Origin of the sequence: Allopontixanthobacter sp., from assembly GCF_034376665.1 — a bacterium.
Taxonomy (GTDB): Bacteria; Pseudomonadota; Alphaproteobacteria; order Sphingomonadales; family Sphingomonadaceae; genus Allopontixanthobacter.
In genome coordinates this window covers 1-21,729 of the sequence record NZ_JAXMJI010000009.1, presented here as the reverse complement: position 1 = coordinate 21,729, position 21,729 = coordinate 1, and the positions used below count along the sequence as shown (strand labels likewise).

At 62.9% G+C, this 21,729-nt stretch carries 18 protein-coding genes and 1 pseudogene; 6 read left to right on the top strand and 13 right to left on the bottom strand.

Features of this window, described 5'->3' with window-relative positions; genetic code table 11:
- Window positions 1-504 (top strand): annotated as a pseudogene (gene glnA, locus U0988_RS00990) (glutamine synthetase); the annotation flags it as partial.
- 261 nt (window positions 505-765) lie between these two features.
- Window positions 766-1,371, top strand: a complete 606-nt coding sequence (locus U0988_RS00985; RefSeq protein ID WP_322290790.1) for a lysozyme — start codon at window positions 766-768, stop codon at window positions 1,369-1,371.
- Window positions 1,372-1,384: 13 nt separating this feature from the next.
- Here the strand turns inward: U0988_RS00985 and U0988_RS00980 are convergent, their stop codons facing one another.
- The 4 genes from U0988_RS00980 to U0988_RS00965 all read right to left on the bottom strand — a co-directional run bounded on the left by U0988_RS00980 (window position 1,385) and on the right by U0988_RS00965 (window position 10,129).
- Window positions 1,385-5,617, bottom strand: coding sequence for a translocation/assembly module TamB domain-containing protein (locus U0988_RS00980; RefSeq protein ID WP_322290789.1), 4,233 nt, complete (start codon window positions 5,615-5,617; stop codon window positions 1,385-1,387).
- Window positions 5,617-7,746, bottom strand: coding sequence for an autotransporter assembly complex protein TamA (locus U0988_RS00975; protein ID WP_322290788.1), 2,130 nt, complete (start codon window positions 7,744-7,746; stop codon window positions 5,617-5,619). Before U0988_RS00975 ends, U0988_RS00980 begins: the two co-directional genes overlap by 1 nt.
- A 76-nt stretch (window positions 7,747-7,822) precedes the next feature.
- Window positions 7,823-8,662 carry an arginyltransferase gene (locus tag U0988_RS00970; protein ID WP_322290787.1) on the bottom strand — a complete coding sequence of 280 codons (840 nt, stop codon included), beginning with the start codon at window positions 8,660-8,662 and terminating at the stop codon, window positions 7,823-7,825.
- A gap of 171 nt (window positions 8,663-8,833) precedes the next feature.
- A complete protein-coding gene (locus U0988_RS00965; RefSeq protein WP_322290786.1) occupies window positions 8,834-10,129 on the bottom strand; it encodes a threonine ammonia-lyase in 1,296 nt (431 codons plus the stop codon).
- Between the two features lie 120 nt (window positions 10,130-10,249).
- Between U0988_RS00965 and U0988_RS00960 the strand changes: the two genes are divergently transcribed.
- The 3 genes from U0988_RS00960 to U0988_RS00950 all read left to right on the top strand — a co-directional run bounded on the left by U0988_RS00960 (window position 10,250) and on the right by U0988_RS00950 (window position 13,359).
- Window positions 10,250-11,149 carry an NAD(P)-dependent oxidoreductase gene (locus U0988_RS00960; protein WP_322290785.1) on the top strand — a complete coding sequence of 300 codons (900 nt, stop codon included), beginning with the start codon at window positions 10,250-10,252 and terminating at the stop codon, window positions 11,147-11,149.
- Entirely contained in the window at window positions 11,149-12,864 is a 1,716-nt protein-coding gene (locus U0988_RS00955; protein ID WP_322290784.1) for an amidohydrolase, read from the top strand. Before U0988_RS00960 ends, U0988_RS00955 begins: the two co-directional genes overlap by 1 nt.
- Before the next feature lie 267 nt (window positions 12,865-13,131).
- Entirely contained in the window at window positions 13,132-13,359 is a 228-nt protein-coding gene (locus U0988_RS00950) for a hypothetical protein (RefSeq protein WP_322290783.1), read from the top strand.
- Window positions 13,360-13,483: 124 nt separating this feature from the next.
- Here U0988_RS00950 and tatC read toward each other — a convergent pair whose 3' ends face one another.
- The 9 genes from tatC to U0988_RS00905 all read right to left on the bottom strand — a co-directional run bounded on the left by tatC (window position 13,484) and on the right by U0988_RS00905 (window position 20,925).
- Entirely contained in the window at window positions 13,484-14,284 is an 801-nt protein-coding gene (tatC, locus tag U0988_RS00945; RefSeq protein ID WP_322290782.1) for a twin-arginine translocase subunit TatC, read from the bottom strand.
- Between the two features lie 6 nt (window positions 14,285-14,290).
- Window positions 14,291-14,722 (bottom strand): Sec-independent protein translocase protein TatB, encoded by a 432-nt coding sequence (tatB, locus tag U0988_RS00940; RefSeq protein WP_322290781.1) that lies wholly within the window; start codon window positions 14,720-14,722, stop codon window positions 14,291-14,293.
- Between the two features lie 48 nt (window positions 14,723-14,770).
- Window positions 14,771-15,022, bottom strand: a complete 252-nt coding sequence (tatA, locus tag U0988_RS00935; protein ID WP_322290780.1) for a twin-arginine translocase TatA/TatE family subunit — start codon at window positions 15,020-15,022, stop codon at window positions 14,771-14,773.
- 87 nt (window positions 15,023-15,109) lie between these two features.
- Window positions 15,110-15,733 (bottom strand): SMC-Scp complex subunit ScpB, encoded by a 624-nt coding sequence (gene scpB, locus U0988_RS00930; protein ID WP_322290779.1) that lies wholly within the window; start codon window positions 15,731-15,733, stop codon window positions 15,110-15,112.
- Window positions 15,730-16,536, bottom strand: a complete 807-nt coding sequence (locus tag U0988_RS00925) for a ScpA family protein (RefSeq protein ID WP_322290778.1) — start codon at window positions 16,534-16,536, stop codon at window positions 15,730-15,732. The genes scpB and U0988_RS00925 overlap by 4 nt, the downstream gene beginning before the upstream one ends.
- Window positions 16,533-17,552 carry a beta-N-acetylhexosaminidase gene (gene nagZ, locus U0988_RS00920; RefSeq protein WP_322290777.1) on the bottom strand — a complete coding sequence of 340 codons (1,020 nt, stop codon included), beginning with the start codon at window positions 17,550-17,552 and terminating at the stop codon, window positions 16,533-16,535. Before nagZ ends, U0988_RS00925 begins: the two co-directional genes overlap by 4 nt.
- Before the next feature lie 112 nt (window positions 17,553-17,664).
- Complete coding sequence (locus U0988_RS00915) at window positions 17,665-18,408, bottom strand: SPOR domain-containing protein (protein ID WP_322290776.1); 744 nt, start codon at window positions 18,406-18,408, stop codon at window positions 17,665-17,667.
- A gap of 3 nt (window positions 18,409-18,411) precedes the next feature.
- Window positions 18,412-20,175 carry an arginine--tRNA ligase gene (gene argS, locus U0988_RS00910; protein WP_322290775.1) on the bottom strand — a complete coding sequence of 588 codons (1,764 nt, stop codon included), beginning with the start codon at window positions 20,173-20,175 and terminating at the stop codon, window positions 18,412-18,414.
- Between the two features lie 87 nt (window positions 20,176-20,262).
- Window positions 20,263-20,925, bottom strand: a complete 663-nt coding sequence (locus tag U0988_RS00905) for a hypothetical protein (RefSeq protein ID WP_322290774.1) — start codon at window positions 20,923-20,925, stop codon at window positions 20,263-20,265.
- Window positions 20,926-21,021: 96 nt separating this feature from the next.
- Between U0988_RS00905 and ispH the strand changes: the two genes are divergently transcribed.
- The coding region (ispH, locus tag U0988_RS00900; protein ID WP_322290773.1) for a 4-hydroxy-3-methylbut-2-enyl diphosphate reductase at window positions 21,022-21,729 on the top strand (708 nt) is incomplete at its 3' end.

Here is a 21,729-nt window from a genome sequence, read left to right as displayed (position 1 = left end):
ATCAAGCACGCCAAGGCGCTCAACGCCTTCACCAACCCGACCACCAACAGCTACAAGCGGCTGGTGCCCGGGTTCGAAGCGCCGGTGCTGCTGGCCTATTCCGCGCGCAACCGGTCCGCTTCGTGCCGTATTCCCTATGGTGCGGGCGAGAAGGCCAAGCGTGTGGAATTCCGCTTCCCCGATCCGCTGGCCAACCCCTACCTGTCTTCGGCTGCGTTGCTGATGGCGGGGCTCGACGGGATCGCCAACAAGATCCACCCGGGCGAAGCGATGGACAAGAACCTCTACGACCTGCCGCCAGCCGAACTGGCCGAAGTGCCGACCGTTTGCGGTTCACTGAGAGAGGCTCTCGAAGCTCTCGAGATTGATCACGACTTCCTGCTCAAGGGCGACGTGTTCTCCAAGGACCAGATCGAATCCTACATGGAACTGAAATGGGCAGACGTCCTGCGTCTGGAAACCACGCCAAGTCCGGTGGAATACGATATGTATTACAGCGCCTGATCCCCGGACTGTACAATACCTGCTGAATGAAGAAAATGGCGACTGGATCATTCCGGTCGCCATTTTACGTTGGTCCTATGGTCTCTTGTAAGCGTGGGCGCAGCATTCCTCTGCGGCCACTTACGAAAAACGGGAATCTTGCTCTCCAGCCAGTCGAGAGATCCTTCTGAGCCGAGCCTGCGGAACGGAAAAACCATTTTCCTACAAGGTGCTGTCATGCCTATTGCTCTCGCCCTTCAAGCGAATGAAAGGGCTTCCAGCATGGACCGCAAGGTGATTTTCGATACGGTGCGCGGGATTCTTGGGCGCGGCCTGGTGCAGGCCGATGTGATGAAGCTCGATCAGGCAATCGAGCTCGCCGCTTCACCAAGCACTGACGGTGTTTCCTCTCCGGCCGAACCGTTTCCGCGCGAAGTCTCGCCCGCGGGAATTGCGCTGATCAAGCAGTTCGAGGGCTGCGCCAGGGTGCGGGCTGACGGATTGTTCGAGGCGTATCCCGATCCGGGCACGGGCGCCGAGCCGTGGACCCTCGGATGGGGTGCCACTGGCGCGGGTGTCGCGCCGGATACAATCTGGACGCAGCAGGAGTGCGACGACCGGCTCGCGTCCGACCTGCGCCGCTATGCCGCCGATGTCAGCGACGCCTTGGGGGGATCGCCCACCACGCAGGCGCAATTCGATGCGCTGGTGTGCTTCCACTACAATACGGGAGCTATCCGGCGCGCAACCCTGACGCGCCTGCACCGGGCGCAGGACTACGCCGGGGCGCAGGCGGAATTTTTCCGGTGGAACCGCGCGGGCGGCCGGGTGATGAAAGGCCTCACGCGCCGGCGCGCAGCAGAAGCAAAGCTCTATTCCGGGGGTTGAAGCCCTCGCCCCGTCAATAATCCTTGCTGACTTCTGCCGACACGCTCTCGCGCCCGATGGTGGAAATACTGGCAAGCAGCGAGAGCCAGCTAGTGACGCGGAATTCCACCTCGGTTGCGCTGTAGCCGCCGCCATCGGTGATGATCTCGACATAGAACCGTCGTCCGATATTCTTGCCCACCGCCACGGCAGTGCCGCGCCCGAGGGCGGGATCGGCGCTGACAATCCTCAGCCGGTCCAGACCGATTGCCGTCCGCAACCGGTTGATCGGGTCCATTCCGCCGCCCCCGCGCAGGCTTGCCAGAGCTGCGCCCAGTTGCAGCGCGTCGGTGGCGGAAAGTTCGGTAATCGATCCGCCGAACAGCAGCCGCGACAGGATTTCTTCTTCCGGAAGGGCCGGCACCGAGCTGAAGGTAATCTCGGGCTTCAATGCGCTTCCCTGGACTCTCACCGTGACATCCAGCCCATCGGCTGAAGTCTCGGCCTCGATATTGAGGCGCGGATCGATCGGCACATTGGCGTCGAAATCGATCTCCCCTTCGGTCAGTTCGAACCGCGTTCCGGCAAAGCTGTAGCTGCCGCGGATGACGTTCGCCTCCCCGCCGATCCGCGGATCGCTGGTGGTGCCGCGCAGGATGATATCAGCGGACCATTCGCTGTCGAGACCCATCCCGTCGACATCCACCCGGCTGCGCGCTCGGGCATCGATCAGGTACCGCCATGGCCGCGAACGCGCCCGTGTCGGTGCAATATCGGCGGCCGTGTTGATCTGCGTGGTCTTGATCCGCGGCAATTCTTCCGCCGAGGCTGCCGTGCCCAAAGTCCATGCCGCGCGGTTTACTTCGAGGCGGCCCGCGATGGTCCCGCCCGAACCGCTCGACAGGATTCGCAGCGGTCCGGTCACGGTTGCGCTGAGCCCGGCCGCATCGAGCAGACGCGCATTGCGGGCAGCAATCCGGATATCGATCTTGGGGCCGACGGTGGTCACTTCCCCCAGCTCCACCGTTCCGCTTCCGCTTACGCTCCCGCCGTTTACCGCTGTGCCGCTGAAGCGGGTCAAGCGCAGCAAGGATCCGGCGAAGTTGCCGCGCACGGTGATGTCCCGCACATCCGTTCCCGACAGGGCGCTTTGCATCCGCAGGCTGTCACTGGAAACCGATCCCCGGACGCGCGGGTTGTTGAGCGACCCGGTGACGTCCGCCGCCACCGAAACCGGCCCGGTCAGGTCGAAGGTCTCGATCGCTGCAAGCCGCCACAGAGCATCGGCCGGGCCGCCGAAACGCAGCTGTGCAAACAGATTGCCAGCTTCCAGCCGCGCCACCAGATCGCCCGACGCGGGCATATCGGTAATCCGCGCCTGCATCCGTCCACGGCGCTCCCCGCCCTCGTCGATCACCGCCCGCGTCTCCATCCCTCTACCGGTCAGGCGCGAAACCAGCAGCACATCGATCGGCCGGGAGGTCAGCACCAGGCCGGAGCGGCTGAGATTATCGATCTTCAGCCGGGCGCTGCCGACCGGCAGTTGCCCTGCCTGACCGCGATAATCCACGACCCCGGATATGGTCCCGCCCAATCCGAAATCGGCTACTGCGATGTCGACCAGCGACAGCGGCATATTGGCGAACTTGAATTCAAGCTCGGTCAGCCCGCGTCCGCCAAAGCGTCCCTCCGCCAGCGCAAATCCGCGGCCGAAGGAAAGCTGCGACGGCGCCAGTCTCCAACCGCCATCCTCGAGCCTGGTAAGGACCGCGCGGCGGGGCATCCCGATCCGGCGACCGGCGAACTCGCCCCTGGCGACCAGATCGATCCGGTCGCGGGCGACATTGGCATTCATCTGCAGGTTGAACCGCCCGCCCCTGCGGCCGGAAAGCGATGCGGTGATCGGCCCTTGTCCGTTGGTCAGATCCGCCCTCGCCGCGAGCTTACCGACAAACAGACTTCCGTAGCTGATGCCCTCTGCATAGATATTGCCGGTGATGGTGCTGCGGGTTTCCAGCGCGTCTTCGCTCGAACGGAACAGGCCGGTTGCCTCGATGTCGGCCCGGGCGATGGAGATCGGGGTCTCTCCGCCAAAGGAAGCGCGCCGAGCGCGGATGTCGACATCGAACGCCTGCCCGCCGCCGCGCGGTGACAGCGCTATGGTGCCGTCCAAACCGCCGCCCGAGAGCGCGAGCGCACCCGATGCGCCTGCGTCGGACAAGGTGATATCGCCGGTAACGGAGGTTTTCCACACGGTCAGAGTTTCAACCGCGATCCGCGTCGGGCCACCTTCCGGCGCGTAAAGCCCCAACTGTCCGGCAAACGGACCCAGCATCGATCCGCCTTCGGTTTCGATGGCAAAGCCTTCTTCGGTTGGCGCGATGGCCACGCGGACATCTGTCAGACCCGCTGCCGGCAGCGGGCTGGCGAACACCAGAACTGCTTCGGGTCCGGCGTCGGTGACTGCCGCCTCGACGGTAAAGTCGCCATATTGCGTATGGTTGCCTGAACCGGCGAGTGTGGTTGTACCATCGCTGACCCGGCCATTCAGGCGCAGTGACAGTTTGCTCGCCCCGATTACGACGTTGCGGAACTCGAGCGGAGTGAGACCGCCAGTGGACGCACCGCCCAGCGTCACTCCGCCGCGAAACGCGATCGCATTACCCGCCAGATTGGCCAGAGTGTCGTTCGTGACATTCGGAATGTGCCCGTCGAAATCCGCCGCAAGGGTCCACGGCGCTGAGGGCGGCAGGGTAAGCAGGATTCTGGCCGTGCCGCTGACATTGCCGACATTCTCTAGCGCCAGGCCGGTAACATTGACCGGTCCGACCAAGGCATAGGCCCCGCGCGCCACATCGCCCTGCAGGGCCAGTCGCGCAGTCAGATCGGCGAAATCGATCGCGAGATCGTCAGATAATACCCGGTTGCCGGAATAGACCACGGTACCATTCAGCCGCCCGTTTACCAGCCGCGGATCGATCAGCGCGGTGCCGGTGGCGACCCGCGCAACCTCGGCCGACAGCGGCAGCACCCACCGCGTTCCGTCGTAGGTTGCGGTTCCCTGCTGGGTAATGCCGGTTATGACTGTGCCGCCCGATACGAAACGTTCGATGGACAATTCGTGCGGGATCGCGAGGTCGCGGAAGGGGCCATCCAGCGTCGCGGCAAGTGATGCCCCCTCGAGCCGCAAATCCGGTCCAAGCAGCGCCGGATCGGTCAACCGCGCACCGACTTCAAGCGTCTCGAATGCATTCCCCGCGAGGTCGACGACGCCCGCGGCAGTCGCTTCCACCGCCCGGCCGAACACCCACATTTTCCCGTCCAACACGCTGTCCTCCAGCGTACCCTTGGCGATCAATCCGACCGCTTCGCCCAAGGCGTTGGCTGGCAGGCCCGTCAGCCATGGCGCGGGGTAGGCCTGACCGGAAATCGTGTAGTTCCCGGCGCGATTGGTGATCATGAATGCCGCTGCACGGTCTTCCGCCCGGCGGACCAGCAAGGCACCGGTCCAACTGCGCCAGGTCCCGTCGCCGGTAATGACCCCGCTGTAGGGTGCATCTGCACCGAGCATTCCGGCGAGCACCCCGTCCTGCGGGGCGATGTACTGCATCTCAATGTCGAATTTGTCGCCGTCGGGTTCGGCATCGATCAAGGCGAATATGCGGTCCCGCCGTCCCAAGCGGCCATCGGCTTTCAGAAAAACTCTGCCGTCGCGAATGTCGCTCTGTGCCGTCAGATTGACCCGCTGCGCCTCGTCTCCGGCAATGCCGGGCGCCAGAGTCAGATTATCGATCACGAACCGGTCGATCCGGATGTCGAAATCGGGCAGGATCGGCGCGTCCGGATCGCCCGGGAGCAGTTCCGGCATACGCAGTAGCGTACCGCGCCGCGCGGTCAGGTTGCGGATGTCCAGCCCCTTGGTGATCCAGCTGAGCGGCCGCCAGTCCAGCTCCACCACCGGGATCGTCAGAAATTTGCCCTCGGGGTCCAGCAATACGACATCGTGCAGCACAGCCTGGCCGAAAAGATCGCCCTCGATCCGGCCGACCTCGAACCGCAGACCCGACGCCGGGGCGACCTGGGCGATCTGGTCGGCGATGAACCGCTTGCCGATCGGGCTGTTGAGCAGCGCGAAGGCGGCGACCAGCAGCAACGCCAGCGCCGCCAGAGAACCGATGACCCACCGCGCCAAGCGGCGGCTGCGGCTACGCCGCGCCGGACTTGCTTGCGTGTCCTGAGGCTGGATGTCCTCCACGGCGTCAACCATCAGAAGGCCTGACCCAGCGAGACATACACCGCGATCGGTCCGTCACCCGGCCCGGGATTGATCGGCGTGGCAACGTCGACGCGGATTGGGCCGAAGCCGGTGTAATAGCGCACTCCGACGCCTGCTCCGATGCGGATGTCGTCGAAGTCCGGCGTCGCCCCTGTGCCGACGGACCCGGCATCGACGAACGGCACGACAGCCAGCGCGCCGTCAAAGAAGCCGGTCCTGATGCGCGCTTCGAAAGAGAGTTCGACCAGCGAGCGCCCGCCGCTCGGTTCGCCCAGTGCGTCCTGCGGTCCGATCGCCTGATAGCCGTAGCCGCGCACCGAACTGCCGCCGCCCGCATAAAAGCGGCGCGAAGGCGCTATGTTTTCCAGCGAGGTACCCGGGATACTGCCAAACCGCGCCCGGGTGGCCAGCACAACCTTATCGTTGATCTGCTTGTAGTAACTCGCATCGACCTGGCTGCGGAGATAGAAGCTCTCCGTCCCCTGGCTGCGAGAAATTTCCGGTGAAAGACGGGCACCAGCCCGGAACCCCTTGGTGGGATCCAGCAGGTCATCCGTCGAATCGATAAGCCCCCGCACAGGCAGGGCGGCAATGAGATAGGTCTGCCGCTCCTCTTGCATCCCGTCCACGGCGGCGGGCCGCTCGTCCGTGGCCAGAAGTTCGAAACCGACCCCCCAGCTGAAGGGCTTCTGGAACAGCAGGTTGGAAACCCGCTCGTACGTCCCCGCCAGCGCCGCGGTATTTGCGTCGAACGCGTTGGTGTCGATCGTCGATGCATAGGCATCCAGCGTCAGCACCCGGTCGCGCCCGCCGAAATTGTTCTTGCGGAAGGTTACCCCTGCCAGTTGTTCCCTTGTGCCGATAATCCCGCGCACTCGCAGCGCCCCTTCCGAAGGGAACAGATTGCGGTGTTCCCAGCTGGCGGCGATCCGGAAGCCTTCTTCGGTGCCATAGCCGATCGCGCCGGCGATCGTGCGCAGTGGCGCTTTGGTCATCGCAACGTCCATCGCCACGATTCCGGGCTGATCGCCCGTCGGCGGGGTTACTTCGCGCGGCGTAACCGAGACGGTCGAGACCAGGCCTGTGGCGGTAATGGCCCGCCGCAGATCGAGCGCCAGGCTGCGCTGATAAATATCACCTTCGTCGAACCGCGCGATCGTTTCCAGATGCTTGCTGGACAGGAAATCCGGCATATCGCTGATCACGTTTCCGAAAACATACTTGCCCTTGGGCAAGACGATCATGGTCAGATCGCCTTCGGTCCGTGCGTGATCGACCAGAAGTTCCGGTTCCTTGATCTCGGCAAACGAATAGCCGGTTTCGCCAAGCGCGATATCGAGGTCGATCTGTTCCTCGACGATGGCATCACTCGAAAGCGGATCACCGGTGTTGATCCCGAACTCTTGCCGCAAGGCAGTCGCATCGGGGGCCTCGCCGAGCTGGCCCAGGTTTATCGCGCCAAATCGGAAGCGAGGGCCGGGAATTATATCGAACCTGACCGAGGGTTCGGGTTGCCGTGCGTCCTGGGCTGGCCTGTCCGCCGCGGCCGTTTGGTCCCGCAGTCCGGTCCGACCCGACACGGATCGAATGATTTGGGCGTCGTAATAGCCATAGATTTCGAGCAATTGCTCGAGCAGGTCCTCGTCGGCCCGGGCACGTGCGGCGAGCTGCGCGATGGAACCCTCCTCGTCCGACAGGCTTTGGATTGTGGACAGGGACTTGAAGCGGCTGACGAATTCCTCCCGGACCGGAAAGGTCTCCAATTCGACCGGGAATGCGAGCGTCAATTGATCGCTGACTACTTCCAGCTGGGCATCGGCCAGCGCCGCGACCTCATCGTCCGCGTCCTCATCCTGGATGCTTTCAAGCTCGGCGAAATCGATCGCTTCGTCACGCGGCAGGCGAACCAGTTCGGGCAAGTCGAGCTGTTGGTCGGGCCACGGCACCTCCATCGCCGGCAATTCGGCCATCGGCGAATCGGGTTCCAGCACTGGCTCCGCCAAGTCATCGGCCTGCGCTTCGGTGGAAACACCGTCTGCCGCCCATTCTTCCGGATTCTCGACCGCGGAATCGGGGATCAGGTCCTCCAGCCGCGCAGGGGCCTGCGTATCCTGGGCCATTACCGGCAGAAAGAGCGGCGCGCATGCGGACAGCAGGCCGACAATCGCTCGGCGCAATGCCGAACTGCAAGCGATGCTATGAAATTTTGTACTGGTCCTGGGTTCCGTCCTTGGCCGGACTGGGTCCAGTAACATCCCGCCCACCGCTGCGGATGGTCTCGCAGATAAGTCCATTCTGCTGATCCGGGGAGAACCTCTGCCATCCATCCCGGGTAAGACGTTCCATCGGCCGATAGCGGATCTTGTACTGCATTCTGTCCGATCCCTCGACCCAATAGCCGAGGTAAACGAAGGGCATGCCTTGCTCCTCCGCGCGGCGGATATGATCGAGGATAATGTAATTGCCAAGCCCGGACCTTGCCTCGTGTTCAGGATCATAAAAACTATAGATCATCGAAAGACCGTCGCTTTGACGATCCGTCAGACAAGCCCCAATCAACCGGCCCGGTTCCCCACTTTCCGTTGGCTCTCTATATTCAATAACATAGCTGGAAACCGGGGTATGTTCCACCATATCTGCATAGTCAATCTCGTCCATTGACGCCATGCCGCCGCCGGGATGGCGGGCCCCCAGATAACGCTGCAGCAATTCGAATTGTTCCTCGGTCGCCCAGGGACGGCACTCGGTGGCTATCAGATCGCTGTTGCGTCGCAGGTTCTTGCGCTGCGTGGACGACGGCTCGAATTCGCCCGTGACCACCCGCACTGAAATGCACGCGCTGCAATTGCTGCAGCTGGGACGATAGGCGACAGTCTGGCTACGCCGAAATCCGATCCTGCCAAGTGCTTCGTTCAACTGGTCCGAATTCGGCCCCTTCAATTCCGTGAACACCTTGCGCTCACTGCGCCCCGGCAAATAGGGACACGGCGCGGGTGTCGTCACGAAGAAGCGGGGAAAACGAACGTGTGCCGTCACAGTTGCTGAAATCCTTTCGGCAGGGAATCGCGTGCAAGTCGCAATCCGTGAACCGACTATGCCATTTCACATCTGTCAGTAAAAGGTCCTTAACCATATAACACGGTTAACCGATTCATAATTTGCACAGTTTCCCGAATATGACCGGCCTGATCGTCCGGAAGTCAGCTGTCAGTCGAGCTCAACCGGATTGACGACGTAACCCGAATTGCGCAGCGACTGAACGAGCGCATCGAGCTGCTCGCTGTCCCTCGCTTCGCATTCGATATCGGTGATCAGCCCCTTCGCCGGCAGGTTGGTGAAGATCCGCTGGTGATAGATCTCGATTATATTCACGTTGTGCTCGCTGAACGCACTCATGACCTTGTACAGCGATCCGGGGCGGTCCTGCAGGGTGATCCGCAAGCGGGCGAGGCGGCCCGACCGCGCCAGATCGCGCAGCAGCACGTTCGCCAGCAGACGGGTGTCGATATTGCCGCCGCACAGGACCAGGCCAATCTTGCGGCCGGCGAATTTTTCGGGATGAGCGAGTACGGCGGCGAGGCCGGCGGCACCCGCCCCTTCGACAACGGTCTTCTCGATCTGCAGCAGCAGCGAGACCGCTTTCTCCAGCGCGGCTTCCTCAACCAACAATATATCATCGACCCGGTCGGCAACCACGCGCGAGGTGAATTCGCCCGGATATTTGACCGCGATGCCCTCTGCCAGCGTGTCCCCGCTACAGGGCATTTCCGTGCCCTTTATCTTCGCATACATCGACGGAAACAGCGCCGCCTGCACGCCGTAGACCTTCATCTCGGGCTTCAGCGCACGGGCAACCGTGGCCATGCCCGAAATCAGCCCGCCGCCGCCGATCGGGGTCACGATGCAATCGAGATCGGGGGCGTCGGCGAACATTTCCAGCGCAACCGTTCCTGCGCCCGAAGCGACGGCGGGATCATCGAACGGGTGGACGAATGTAAGCCCGAGTTCGGCCTCCAGCTGGCGCGCATGGGCGTATGCTTCGTCGAACGTCTCGCCTTCCAGAACCACCTTTCCTCCGACGCTTTCGGTCTGCATGACCTTAACCGTCGGGGTGGTGCGCGGCATAACGATGGTAACCGGCACGCCCAGGCGGCGTCCGTGGAAACTGAGGCCCTGCGAATGATTGCCTGCCGAGGCTGCAATCACGCCGCGAGCGCGCCGCTGCGGGTCCATCAGCAACAGTGCGTTGAGCGCGCCGCGTTCCTTGTAGGCTGCGGTAAATTGCAGATTCTCGAATTTAAGCCAGATTTCCGCGCCAGCCATCTCTGACAGGGTGATGCTGTGCATCGTGGGGGTGCGCACGACCGCATCCCTGATCCGGTCCGCTGCAGCGCGGATACTCTCGATCGAAAGCGCTTCGATCGGTGCATCGCACGGGTGATCGCGGGATGCCGCAGCGTCAGGGTTGGCGTTCGCGGGCGACAGGGCATGAGTGGAGTTCATCCGATCCCGATAGGCGATTTGTTGCAGCGGGGAAACAGGGGCGGACATTTTCCTCGCGATGGTATTATCTTTTCCGCCAATGGATTTGCTTTGCGCGGCGTCTTGACGCATTCCGCCCCGATGATCGAGCAAGGTAAAATCGCATTCATCGGACTGGGCGTGATGGGCGGACCGATGGCTGGCCACCTGCTCGCCGCCGGCCGCCGGCTCGCAGTTTTCAACCGCACCCGCAGCCGGGCCGAAAGCTGGCTCGCGGCTCAAGGCGATTTGGGCCGAAATGCCACGATTGTCGACACGCCGGCTCTCGCAGCGAAACACGCCGAAGTGGTCATCACCTGCGTCGGTAATGACGAGGATGTGCGCGAGGTTACGCTCGGAGAGGGCGGAGCGTTCTCCGCCATTGAACCGGGCGCACTGTTCATCGACCACACAACTGTTTCCGCCAACATGGCCCGCGAACTGTGCGCGGCGGCGGAGAGCAATGGCTTCCTGGCCGTCGATGCGCCGGTTTCGGGCGGACAGGCGGGCGCGGTCAATGGCAAGCTGGCGATCATGTGCGGCGGAACCGAAGAAGCGGTCGAGCGGGCCCGGCCGGTGATGGGCGCTTACGGTGCACGCATTGTCCATGTCGGAGAGTGCGGTGCCGGCCAGACCGCCAAGATGGCCAACCAGATGTGCATCGCCGGCATCCTGCAGGGACTGAGTGAAGCGATCCGCCTGACGGTTGCTGCGGGTCTCGATACCGACAAGGTCCTGGAAGCGATCTCCGGCGGCGCCGCGCAAAGCTGGCAGATGGAAAACCGCTGGCCGACCATGGTCAAAGACGAATTCGAGTTCGGCTTCGCGGTCGACTGGATGCGCAAGGATCTGGGCTATGCGCTGGAAGAAGCCGGCCGGCTCGGTCTCGATTCGCCGGTGACCGCGATGGTGGACGAATTCTATGCTGAAATTCAAAACGATGGCGGGGGCAGGCTCGACACCAGCTCGCTGATCCGCCGCCTGCCCCGAGGAAACACCTGATGAAACAAGCCCTGATCGCCTCAATCGCTGCCGATCGCCTCACCTGGCTCGCGTCGGTCTGTGCCGCCGCCCTTGCGCTCGGCATCGCCGCGCCGGCAGCGGCGGATACGCTGGTCGACAATGTGCAAGGCGTCACCATCGACGAAGAGGGCAAGATCGATCGCTTCACCGGCTTGTGGATCGACGATGACGGCAAGGTAAAACTGGTCCTGAAGCGCGGCGACCGCCGCCCCAGCGGGGTCGATTATCTGCTCGACGGCAAGGGACAATATCTCGTTCCGGGGATGATCGACGCCCACGCCCACGTGTTGGGCATCGGGTTCGCAGCCCTGACGCTCGACCTGTCGGGCACCGCATCCCTCGCCGAAGCGCAGGCGAAGATCGCTGCCTACGCTGCGGAAAACCCGGGACGGCGCTGGATTGTCGGAACCGGCTGGAACCAGGAGAAATGGGGCCTCGGCCGTTTCCCTACCGCTGCAGAACTGGACGCCGTGGTTTCCGACCGGCCGGTCTGGCTGGAGCGGGTTGACGGCCATGCCGGTTGGGCCAACAGCGCCGCAATTGCCCTTTCGGGGGCCAATGCCGCGAGCAAGGACCCGGTGGGCGGACGTATCGAGCGGACTTCCGGCTCGCGCGAACCGTCGGGGATTTTCGTCGACGAAGCGATGGGTCTGGTCGCCAGCAAAATCCCTCGCCCGCGCCCCGAGGACCGGGACCTCGCGCTGCAGGAAGCGCAGAACATCATGCTCCGAAGCGGCGTGACCGCGGTCGCCGATATGGGCACCACCATCGAGGATTGGCAAAGCTTTCGCCGGGCCGGTGACAAGGGCTCACTCAAGATGCGGATCATGTCCTACGCCGCGGGCGTGGAGGCGATGGAACTGATCGGCGGACCCGGACCGTCCCCCTGGCTTTATGACGACAAACTGCGCCTCAATGGGGTAAAACTGTATCTCGACGGTGCGCTGGGTTCGCGCGGAGCATGGCTGAAACAGCCCTATGCGGACGATGCGGGAAATGTCGGTCTGCCGTCGATGAATTCGTCGCAATTGCGCAATCTGATGAGCCGGGCCGCGCTGGATAAATTCCAGGTGGCGATCCACGCCATCGGCGATGCGGCAAATTCCGAAGTACTCGGTGCGATCGAGGATATGTCCGGCACCTATCAGGGGGACCGGCGCTGGCGCATCGAACACGCGCAGGTCGTCGATCCGGCAGAATTGGCGCTGTTCGGCAGACACGGGATCATCGCGTCGATGCAGCCGGTTCACCAGACGTCGGACCGCACCATGGCGGAGGCGCGGCTGGGCCAGGGCCGCCTGGCCGGAGCCTACGCCTGGAACAGTATTGCGGATACGGGCGCGCGCCTCGCCTTCGGGTCGGACGCACCTGTCGAGTCGGTCGATCCATTCGCGGGACTTGCGACCGCCTTTACCCGGACGGATGCCGCCGGACAGCCCTTCGGCGGCTGGCAGCCACAGGAACGGGTCAACCGCGAACAGGCACTTGCGGCCTTTACCTACGGCGGCGCTTATGCAGGCTTTGCAGAAGGGCGCTTCGGCCGCCTGGTAGAAGGCGAGCGGGCCGATTTCCTGCTGGTCGATCGCGACCTGCTTTTATCCAGCCCGGAAGAAATCCGCTCCCTCAAGGTCCTGCAAACCTGGGTCGGAGGTGAGCGCGTCTACGACTCGGCTGGCGGGGAACGTGGCAATTGACCTTCGAGGTGATTTAAGACCTGGTCAGGCCGAATTTTTAGACAAATTTAACCGTTGCGTGGCTACCCGTGGCTGCTCAAGTGTTGCTATTACCAAGTTGGCGCTGGACCTTCGGGCAAACAGGGCTATTTCGCTAAGAGGCCGTAAAGGTGTCACAATTTTGGCACAGAACGCCTTTATTGTTACCAATGGGGTTGCCACCCGAAGCTGGCTGGCCTAACAGGCCGATGAGTTTAAAAAATCAGAAGCTCTGAGGAGACTAATCAAATGAAGTTCCGTAATCTGCTTGCCGCAACAGCTGCTCTTTCGCTTGCTGCTTCGCCAGCACTCGCTCAGTCGGCATCTGCCGATCGCGTTTCCGCTCCTGTCGCTCAGGAAGAGAGTGATCTCGAAGGCGGTTCAGGCATCATTATCGCAATTCTGGCTGCTGCAGCCGTGATTGCCGGTATCATTATCGCCGCCGATGGCGGTGATGACGAACCAATTAGCGCATAATCCGGTTCAATCCGGGAATTGAAAACGGGGCCTCGCGGCCCCGTTTTTTTTGCGCCGAGTCGCGGTATCTATGCTGCGACGGCGAATTCCTGCCCGGCGGCGCGCTGATGCGAACGGGGGTAGACTAGGTTTCCTGAGTCTTCTCGGCGGACGGCTCTTCTTCAGCCTTGCGGTCACGCCGCTCCCCCAACCACATGATTGCCAGCGAACCTTCGAACAGCAGCAGCAAGGGTATCGCCAGAATCAACTGCGACCCAGGGTCGGGCGGTGTCACTATTGCAGCCAGAAGCAGGACCAGGACAATTATGTAACGCCGTGCGCCGGATAGCTGCGCACGCGAGACAATCCCGGCACGGTTGAGCAGCAGCAGCAGGACCGGCAGCAGGAAGCTGATCCCGAATGCCAGGATAAACTGCATCACCAGCGCCAGATACTCGCCCGCCGAAGGAAGCGCCTCGATCTTCAGTCCGCCGGCAGTTCCCTCATACCCGAGGAAGAATTTGAACGCGGTGGGCATGACCACGAAATAAGCCAGCGCAGCGCCAGCCGTAAACAGCACCGGGGTCGCAATCAGGAACGGCAGGAAGGCCTTCTTTTCCTTCGCATACAGCCCCGGCGCGACGAAGGCCCATAATTGGTTCGCGATGATCGGGAAGCTGACGAAGAACCCGGCGAACAGGGCCACCTTCAATTCGACGAAAAACACTTCGTAAAGCTGAGTGAAGATCAGCTGGCCCGTTCCAGGAGGAAACGCCTGCGTTAACGGCCGGACCAGGAATCCGAGGATCTCATTGGCAAAAACAAAGCACCCGGCAAACGCCACCACCAACGCCAGCACACAGCGCATCAACCGGCTTCGCAATTCGATCAAATGATCGAGCAGCGGAGCCTGGGTTTCGTCGATATCGCGGATCTTGATGGCCACGGCTGTCTATTGCCCTTCCGGCTTGCCCAGCGGCAACATAGGTTCGTCTCGGCTGGCTTCGACTTCGCCGGAGTTTACCCCCTCCGCAGCGACGCCAGCGGCCAGGCCTGATTCCGGTGCAACTGTCTTGCCTTCAGCGGAAGCCGCAAGCGGGGTCATCACAGAATTCGTGTCGTCCGGTCCGCCCTCGCCTCCGGGGTTATCGGGATTTTCGGCCATGATCCTGGCGTTCTGCTCGCGCCACTTCTTTTCCATTTCCTCCATTTCAGCTTCGCGCACCATGGCGTCGAAACCAGAGCGGAATTGCGCGGAAACACGGCGGATTTTCCCGATCCAGCGCCCTGCCGTACGCAACGCAAGCGGCAAATCCTTGGGACCGATGACCAGCACGGCCACGATCACAATGACCAGCAGTTCGCTTGCGCCAATATCAAACATTCGAACGGCTCGCCTTAACGATCAGGGGCCAGAAAACAGGTGGGCGGATTACCCCCGCGGATCGGATTTATCCGCTGCGCCCTGTTCGGTCTTCGGCGTGGAAGCAGGACTGGTATCCACGGTCGGCCCTTCAATCCGCTGTGCCGGTTTGCCCGAACCATTGTCCTCTTCGTTCATGCCCTGTTTGAAGCTTTTGATTCCCTTACCGAAGTCGCCCATCATTTCGGAGATCCGGCCCCGTCCGAACAGGACAAGGATAACCAGCGCGATGATAATCAGCTGCCAGGGGCCAAGCGACATGATGAACCTTCCGATTGAGTGTTTACCCGATATAGGCGCTTACCCGAGCATATTCCAGCGCCGTTTGACCGGGCCGCAATCGCGCCGTCAGTCCGCCCGATGATCGGTGCTTTCCTGCGCGTCCGTAACGCCGAAACCGTCGTCATCGCCGGTAAGGGCATCATAGGCCTCGTCGACCGGGTCGAGCAAGCCGGTCGCGCGCAATTCATCGATGCCCGGCAGGTCCCGGCGCGACGAGAGGCCGAAATGCTCGAGGAATTCCGGAGTCGTCGCGTAAATCACCGGGCGGCCCGGCACTTCACGGCGTCCGGCCACACGCGCCCAGCCCGCTTCCAGCAGGACATCGAGGGTGCCCTTCGCGGTTTGTACCCCGCGGATCGATTCGATCTCCGCCCGGCTGACCGGCTCGTGATAGGCAATGATCGCGAGCACTTCGGTCGCGGCGCGCGACAGGCGACGGACCTGTTCGCGCTCCCGCCGCAGCAAATGGGCGAGATCCGGCGCGGTTTCGAAGTGCCACCGCCTGGCCCGCTCGACCAGATGGATACCGCGCGGCGCGTAATCGGCCGCGATGTCCTGCAAGGCAGCGCGGATATCACCGGGCGCGGCATCACCGAGATGGGCCGACAGGGCCTCCACACTCATCGGCGTTTCCGATGCAAAGAGTGTCGCCTCGACCGCCCGCTGCAACTCGCCGGGGCCGGAATTCATGCGGGCACCCGCCGCAACCGGAGCGGGCCGAAGATCACGTCTTGGGCCAGCTCCGCCCGGCCGGTCCGCGCCAGTTCCAGCGCCGCGACGAAGCTGGACGCGAGTGCGGAACGGCGCAGGCGCGGTTCTGCATGGGGCGGCAGGAATTCCTCCAGCAGCATCCAGTCCAGGGTCACGCCCAGCATCGCCGAAACCCGGTCGAGCGCGCTTTCCAGCGTCATGACCGGACGGTTGCGGACCATGTGCACCGCCGGCGCCGTCCGCGCCTTCACCTGGCCGTATGCCTGCACCAGCGCAAACCAGTCGCATTCCCAAAGGGTCCGGCGATCGATCCGCAAACCTTCGGGAGAGGCGCGCAGGAAGACATCGCGCCCGATCCGGTCCCGCGCCATCAGCCGCGCCGCAGCCTCCCGCATCGCGCCCAGTCGTTGGAGCCGCAATTGCAGCCGCATTGCCAGTTCTTCCGGTCCGGGCTCTTCCTGTTCTTCCTTCGGCAGCAGCAGCGATGATTTGAGATAGGCGAGCCATGCCGCCATCACCAGATAATCCGCCGCCAGTTCCAGCCGCATGGCTTCCGCGCGATTGATATAATTCAGATATTGGTCGACCAGCGCCAGGATTGAAATCGATCGGAGATCCACCTTTTGCCGCCGGGCAAGGTCGAGCAGCAGGTCCAGCGGGCCTTCCCAGCCATCGAGTTCGAGATAAAGCGCCGCATCGTCGTCCGGCGCGCAGCCGGGACCGGACCAGTCGTCCTCCGCCGATTCCACATGCAAATCGAGCATCAGTTCCGGAGCGCTCATGCCGTGGCCCCCGCAGCAGCGAACAGCGCGTCCCGCCGTGCGAGCAGTTCCGCCTTGTCGCTCCATGGTCCATCGATCCGGGTTCCGCCCAGCGCCCGCTCGAGCCGCGCCGCAGTTACGCCCGACATTGCAGCCAGTCGCCCGGCAATCCCCTCCATATCATCCATTTTCGCCCAGCAATTCAGCACCAGGTCGCAGCCCGCGGCAAGCGCCTGTTCGGCGCGCTCCGGAATAGTCCCTGACAAGGCTTGCATATCGATGTCGTCGGTAAGCAGCAGTCCGTCAAATCCGATCCGCTGACGAATTATCGTTTCGATCACATAGGGGGACAAGGTCGCCGGATTGTCCGCATCCCACGCAGTGAACAGCAAATGTCCGGTCATCCCGATGGGCGCGTCTGCCAATGCCTTGAACGGTGCTAGATCGACCTCTAGGTCCGCGTCGCTCGCGGTGACGGTGGGCATTTCCTTGTGCGTGTCGGTAGTGGTCCGTCCATGGCCGGGCATATGCTTGATGCAGCCCGCCACGCCCGCACTTGCCAGACCATCGAGAATCGCGCGGCCCAGCGCTGCCACTCGCAGCGGCTCCGAACCCAGCGCCCGGTCACCGATTACATCATGCGCACCGGGCTGACGGACGTCGAGCGGAGGGTGGCAATCGACCGTGATTCCGGCTTCCGACAATTCGATCCCCAGCGCTTCGGCGTTGGCCCTCGCCGCTTCGATCGCGCTGGCCGGGGCGATATCGTACAGCCGGTCGAACACTTCGCCCGCTGGAAAACCCGCCCAATGCGGCGGACGCAGGCGGGCCACCCGGCCGCCTTCCTGGTCGATGCAGATGAACAGCCGGTCCCGCCCGTGCAGATCGCGCAGTTCGTCGGTCAGCGCGCGGACCTGCTGGGGCGTATCGCAATTCCGCCCGAACAGGATATAGCCCGCCGGATCGGCCGCCCGAAAGAACCCGCGTTCCTCTGCAGTAAGGCTGTGGCCCGCGATACCGAAAATGGCAGGTGTCATACGGCGAAAGTCGCAGGAATACGCCTGCACCGCAAGCTGTCACCACGCCGGCAATGTGGATACACTGTCCGCCGGAACGTGATTTGGGCAACCTGCCGAGCGGGTACGCCGGCTATTTGACCTGGCAGGCAAGCCCATCAGCGCGCAGAGCGGCGCACAGGCTCCTGGCGGCGGCCGCATCGCCGGCCATGGCTTGCAAGCGGTACACCGTACCGATGTCGGCCTGGCCCTCGACAATCCGGTATTTGTAGCCCTGGAGCGCGTCGGTCTGGCGGTTGAGCGCGTTCCAGCCGGTCTCCGCACCGGCCTTGTTCGAATAAGCCCCGACCTGGACGGCAACACCGCCGCCGCTGGTTGCCGAAGCTTCGGCTCCGGTTTTCACATCCACTGGCTTGGTGCTTTCCGGCGTGACTGGAGCTACGCCCGGTTGGGGCACGATCTTCTCGGCGATCCGGCCTTCGCGGGTCTGGCCCTCGCTCACCGCCGGCGCGACGTCGCCCGTTCCGGCGAAGTTGCGGCCGCCGGGATCTTCCGGGCGCTGCTTCACCGGGCCCGGGGGCGCTTCGATGGTGCTGCCGTCGGCGACGATATCGCCATTGGTCTCGCGATTGGAAAAGAACCAGATCGCTCCGAACAGGGCAATCAGCGCGAGCGCCGCGATCAGGACAAAGCCGACGATCCGGCCGGTATCAACTCCTTCATCCTCCTCCCCGTAGTCGCTCGTTTCAAGCCACGGTAGCGGCTCGTCTTCGTCGACAAGGGACAGCTCCTCGACGTCGTGGTCGGAATATCCGCCTCGCGCACCGGTTTCGATAGGCTCGTCGCCTTCGCGGCCGTTTCCTTCCAAGCCCGACATTGCTTACATCTCCTCCACCGCCTCAACCCCGAGCAGGGCGAGACCATTGCGCAGGACCTGCCCGATCTGGCTGGCAAGGAAAAGCCTCGCCCCGCTCAAATCAGGGTCCTGTGCCACGATGAACCGTTTGGACGCATTATCGTTACCCAGGTTCCAATAGGCATGAAACTCGCCCGCGAGTTCATAGAGATAAAACGCCAGCCGGTGCGGTTCGCGGGCTTGCGCGGCTGCCTCGACAACCCGCGGAAACTGCGCCGCGTATTTGACCAGATCAAGTTCTTCGGAGCCCAGATCGGCAATGTGATCGGGCGAGGGAGCGAAGCCTTCGGCCGCTCCCTTGCGCAAGGTCGAATGGATCCGTGCACTGGCATACTGGACATAGAACACCGGATTGTCCTTCGACGCCTCCACCACCTTGGCGAAATCGAATTCCATTTGTGCTTCGGGTTTCCGGCTGAGCATGGTGAAGCGCACGACATCCTTGCCGACCTCTTCCACCATATCGGCAATGGTGATGAAATTTCCGGATCGTTTAGACATCTTCACCGGCTCACCCGCGCGCATCAGCTGGACCATCTGGACCAGTTTCACGTCGAACGGGATCGCCTTGCCCTGCCCTTCACCCAGCGCTGCCACGGCGGCCTTGATCCGCTTTACAGTGCCCGAATGGTCGGCGCCCCAGATGTCGATCAACGCATCGGCGGCTTCGGCCTTTTGCATGTGGTACGCCAGATCCGCTCCGAAATAGGTCCAGTTCCCGTCGGACTTGCGGATCGGCCGGTCCTGATCGTCGCCGAACCGGGTGGATCGGAACAGAGGCAGTTCGACCGCTTCCCAATCGTCGAGAACCTTGCCCTTGGGCGCTTCGAGGACCCCGTCGAAAACCAGACCATGCTGACGCAGCCATGCTTCCGCTTCTGCCGGCTTGCCCGCGATTTGCAGCGCGGCTTCCGATGCGAACACATCATGCCTGATACCGAGCAGAGCCAGATCAGCGCGGATCATGTCCATCATCGCCTCGACGGCATGGGCGCGGAAAATCGGCAGCCAGTGCTCTTCACCCGCATCTTTGAAACGGTCTCCGAGTTCCTTGGCCAGCGCCTCGCCTACCGGCACCAGATAATCGCCCGGGTACAGCCCCTCCGGGATGGCGCCGATGGTATCGCCCAGCGCCTCGCGGTAGCGCAGATGGACGGACCGGGCGAGCGTATCGACCTGCGATCCGGCATCGTTGACGTAATATTCGCGAATGACCTTGTGCCCGGCAAACTCCAGCAGGGTCGCCAGCGCATCGCCCACCACAGCGCCGCGGCAATGGCCCATATGCATCGGGCCGGTCGGATTGGCGGAGACATATTCGACATTCACCGTCATGCCCTCGCCGAAATCGGACCGGCCATAATCCGGGCCGAGCGTCGCAATTGCCAGCAGTTCGGCGCGCCATGCGGCGTCGGACAGACGCAGGTTGATGAAGCCCGGGCCGGCGATTTCCGCCGATTCGACGTCCGGATCGGCTTCGAGTTTCTCCACAATCCGGGCCGCCAGTTCGCGGGGATTGGTCTTGGCCTGCTTCGCCAGCACCATGGCAGCGTTGGTCGCCAAATCACCGTGGGCGGGATCGCGCGGCGGCTCCACCGCGACATTTCCGCGCGGGCTGCCCGGAGGCAGGGCCCCTTCCATCTCGAGGGCATTCAGAATTGCATCCACCTTCTCCGCAAAAGCGGAGTGAAGGGTTTGCAGCGGGGACGTTTCGGTTGGCTTGGACATGACCAGAGCGGTTAGACGAACCCGCCGGAATCGCAAGCATCGGCCGAGCGAAACCTGCCCTTAAGTCAAACCCAATCTAGCGGGGGGTTAACGTGTGGCGTTATAGGCCAGCTGTTCTTCGGTCAGCTGAAAGCCGATCAGCAATTCGAAGGTGGCGCGGGCCAGGGCGGCCTTCACCTGCGGATCGGCCAGTGGATCGAGAGCCGCATCGACATCCCCTGCGCGGCGGCGGCGGGTGATCTGTTCCCGGATTTCCGGCGGCAGGGTCGCTTCGGCGCGGTCCACGAAGGCACCGGCTTTCGCACTGGCCTGAGCGCGCTCCTGCCCATCGGCAAAATTGATCACCACGGTGCCGATTCGCTTGGCCTGGACCGCGCTGCCGCCGCGAAGCACCGCGGAATAGTACGGCAGTTCGACACGGCGGGCACCGGCTGTGCCGGTTCGGCGGGCTAGAACATCGAAAGTGGCTTCGGAATAAACCTTCTCGCCCGTGTCGTTGCACGAGGTGCGCACGTTGGTGATGGAAGCGGTGACATCCATATTCGCGGCAGTCCGGTCACCTGCTGTGCGGAATGTGGTAATATCACCCGTGAAATCGGGCACGCCCACCGCGGGGCAGACGGAGCGAATCGCGGATATTCCCACCCCCTGATCAATCACCAGCTCCCCCTCCCGCGCGCATCCGGCCAGCATGGCAGCGGCCCCTGCAACAGGAAGGACAGTCAGAAGAAACGGGCGGTTAGGCGTCATCGGGAGATCCTCAGGCAATCGAATTACTTCACCCAGGCGGGCCAGCGTATAACGTGGCCCTAGCGGGCCGGACCGCAAAGCGCTAGAGGCCGAGACATGAACGCTCCCTTGCATAAATCCCGCACTGGCCGAGGTTCCGGCACTGGTTCCGGCTTGGGCACGGACACGCGCCCTGCGCTGACCCTGCTGATAGCGGCTCCGCGCGGCTTTTGCGCCGGCGTAGACCGCGCGATCGAGATCGTTGAACGCGCGCTGGCACGTTATGGCAGCCCGATTTATGTCCGTCACGAGATTGTCCACAATCAATTTGTCGTCGACTGCCTGAAGGCCAAAGGCGCGATCTTCGTCGAAGAACTGGACGAGGTGCCGGACGGAGCGCCGGTGGTTTTCAGCGCGCACGGCGTGCCCAAATCGGTCCCTGCAGAAGCGCAGCGACGGGGGCTCGATTATCTCGACGCCACCTGCCCGTTGGTCAGCAAGGTCCACCGCCAGGCGGAACGCCAGATCGAAGCCGGGCGGCACATCCTGTTCATCGGCCACCGTGGTCATCCCGAAGTCATCGGCACCATGGGACAAGTTCCGCAAGGGCACATGACGCTGGTGGAAACGCTGGACGATGTCGCGTTGCTGGACTTCGCGCCTGATGCGGACTTGTCTTTCCTGACCCAGACCACGCTGTCGGTCGAAGATACCGGCGCCATTGTCGAAGCGCTCCGGCAGAAATTTCCGCGCATTGTCGGCCCCAAGGCGGAAGATATCTGTTACGCAACCTCCAATCGGCAAGCCGCCGTCAAGGAAATCGCG

Excerpts from the sequence above, each read along its gene's own strand:
- U0988_RS00960 (WP_322290785.1), top strand. The coding sequence starts at position 10,250 with ATGATCGAGCAAGGTAAAATCGCATTCATCGGACTGGGCGTGATGGGC.
- U0988_RS00915 (WP_322290776.1), bottom strand. The coding sequence starts at position 18,408 with ATGTCGGGCTTGGAAGGAAACGGCCGCGAAGGCGACGAGCCTATCGAA.
- U0988_RS00955 (WP_322290784.1), top strand. The coding sequence starts at position 11,149 with ATGAAACAAGCCCTGATCGCCTCAATCGCTGCCGATCGCCTCACCTGG.
- U0988_RS00980 (WP_322290789.1), bottom strand. The coding sequence starts at position 5,617 with ATGGTTGACGCCGTGGAGGACATCCAGCCTCAGGACACGCAAGCAAGT.
- U0988_RS00985 (WP_322290790.1), top strand. The coding sequence starts at position 766 with ATGGACCGCAAGGTGATTTTCGATACGGTGCGCGGGATTCTTGGGCGC.
- argS (WP_322290775.1), bottom strand. The coding sequence starts at position 20,175 with ATGTCCAAGCCAACCGAAACGTCCCCGCTGCAAACCCTTCACTCCGCT.
- U0988_RS00965 (WP_322290786.1), bottom strand. The coding sequence starts at position 10,129 with ATGAACTCCACTCATGCCCTGTCGCCCGCGAACGCCAACCCTGACGCT.
- scpB (WP_322290779.1), bottom strand. The coding sequence starts at position 15,733 with ATGAATTCCGGCCCCGGCGAGTTGCAGCGGGCGGTCGAGGCGACACTC.
- nagZ (WP_322290777.1), bottom strand. The coding sequence starts at position 17,552 with ATGACACCTGCCATTTTCGGTATCGCGGGCCACAGCCTTACTGCAGAG.
- U0988_RS00975 (WP_322290788.1), bottom strand. The coding sequence starts at position 7,746 with ATGGCCCAGGATACGCAGGCCCCTGCGCGGCTGGAGGACCTGATCCCC.
- tatB (WP_322290781.1), bottom strand. The coding sequence starts at position 14,722 with ATGTTTGATATTGGCGCAAGCGAACTGCTGGTCATTGTGATCGTGGCC.
- tatA (WP_322290780.1), bottom strand. The coding sequence starts at position 15,022 with ATGTCGCTTGGCCCCTGGCAGCTGATTATCATCGCGCTGGTTATCCTT.
- U0988_RS00905 (WP_322290774.1), bottom strand. The coding sequence starts at position 20,925 with ATGACGCCTAACCGCCCGTTTCTTCTGACTGTCCTTCCTGTTGCAGGG.
- U0988_RS00925 (WP_322290778.1), bottom strand. The coding sequence starts at position 16,536 with ATGAGCGCTCCGGAACTGATGCTCGATTTGCATGTGGAATCGGCGGAG.
- U0988_RS00950 (WP_322290783.1), top strand. The coding sequence starts at position 13,132 with ATGAAGTTCCGTAATCTGCTTGCCGCAACAGCTGCTCTTTCGCTTGCT.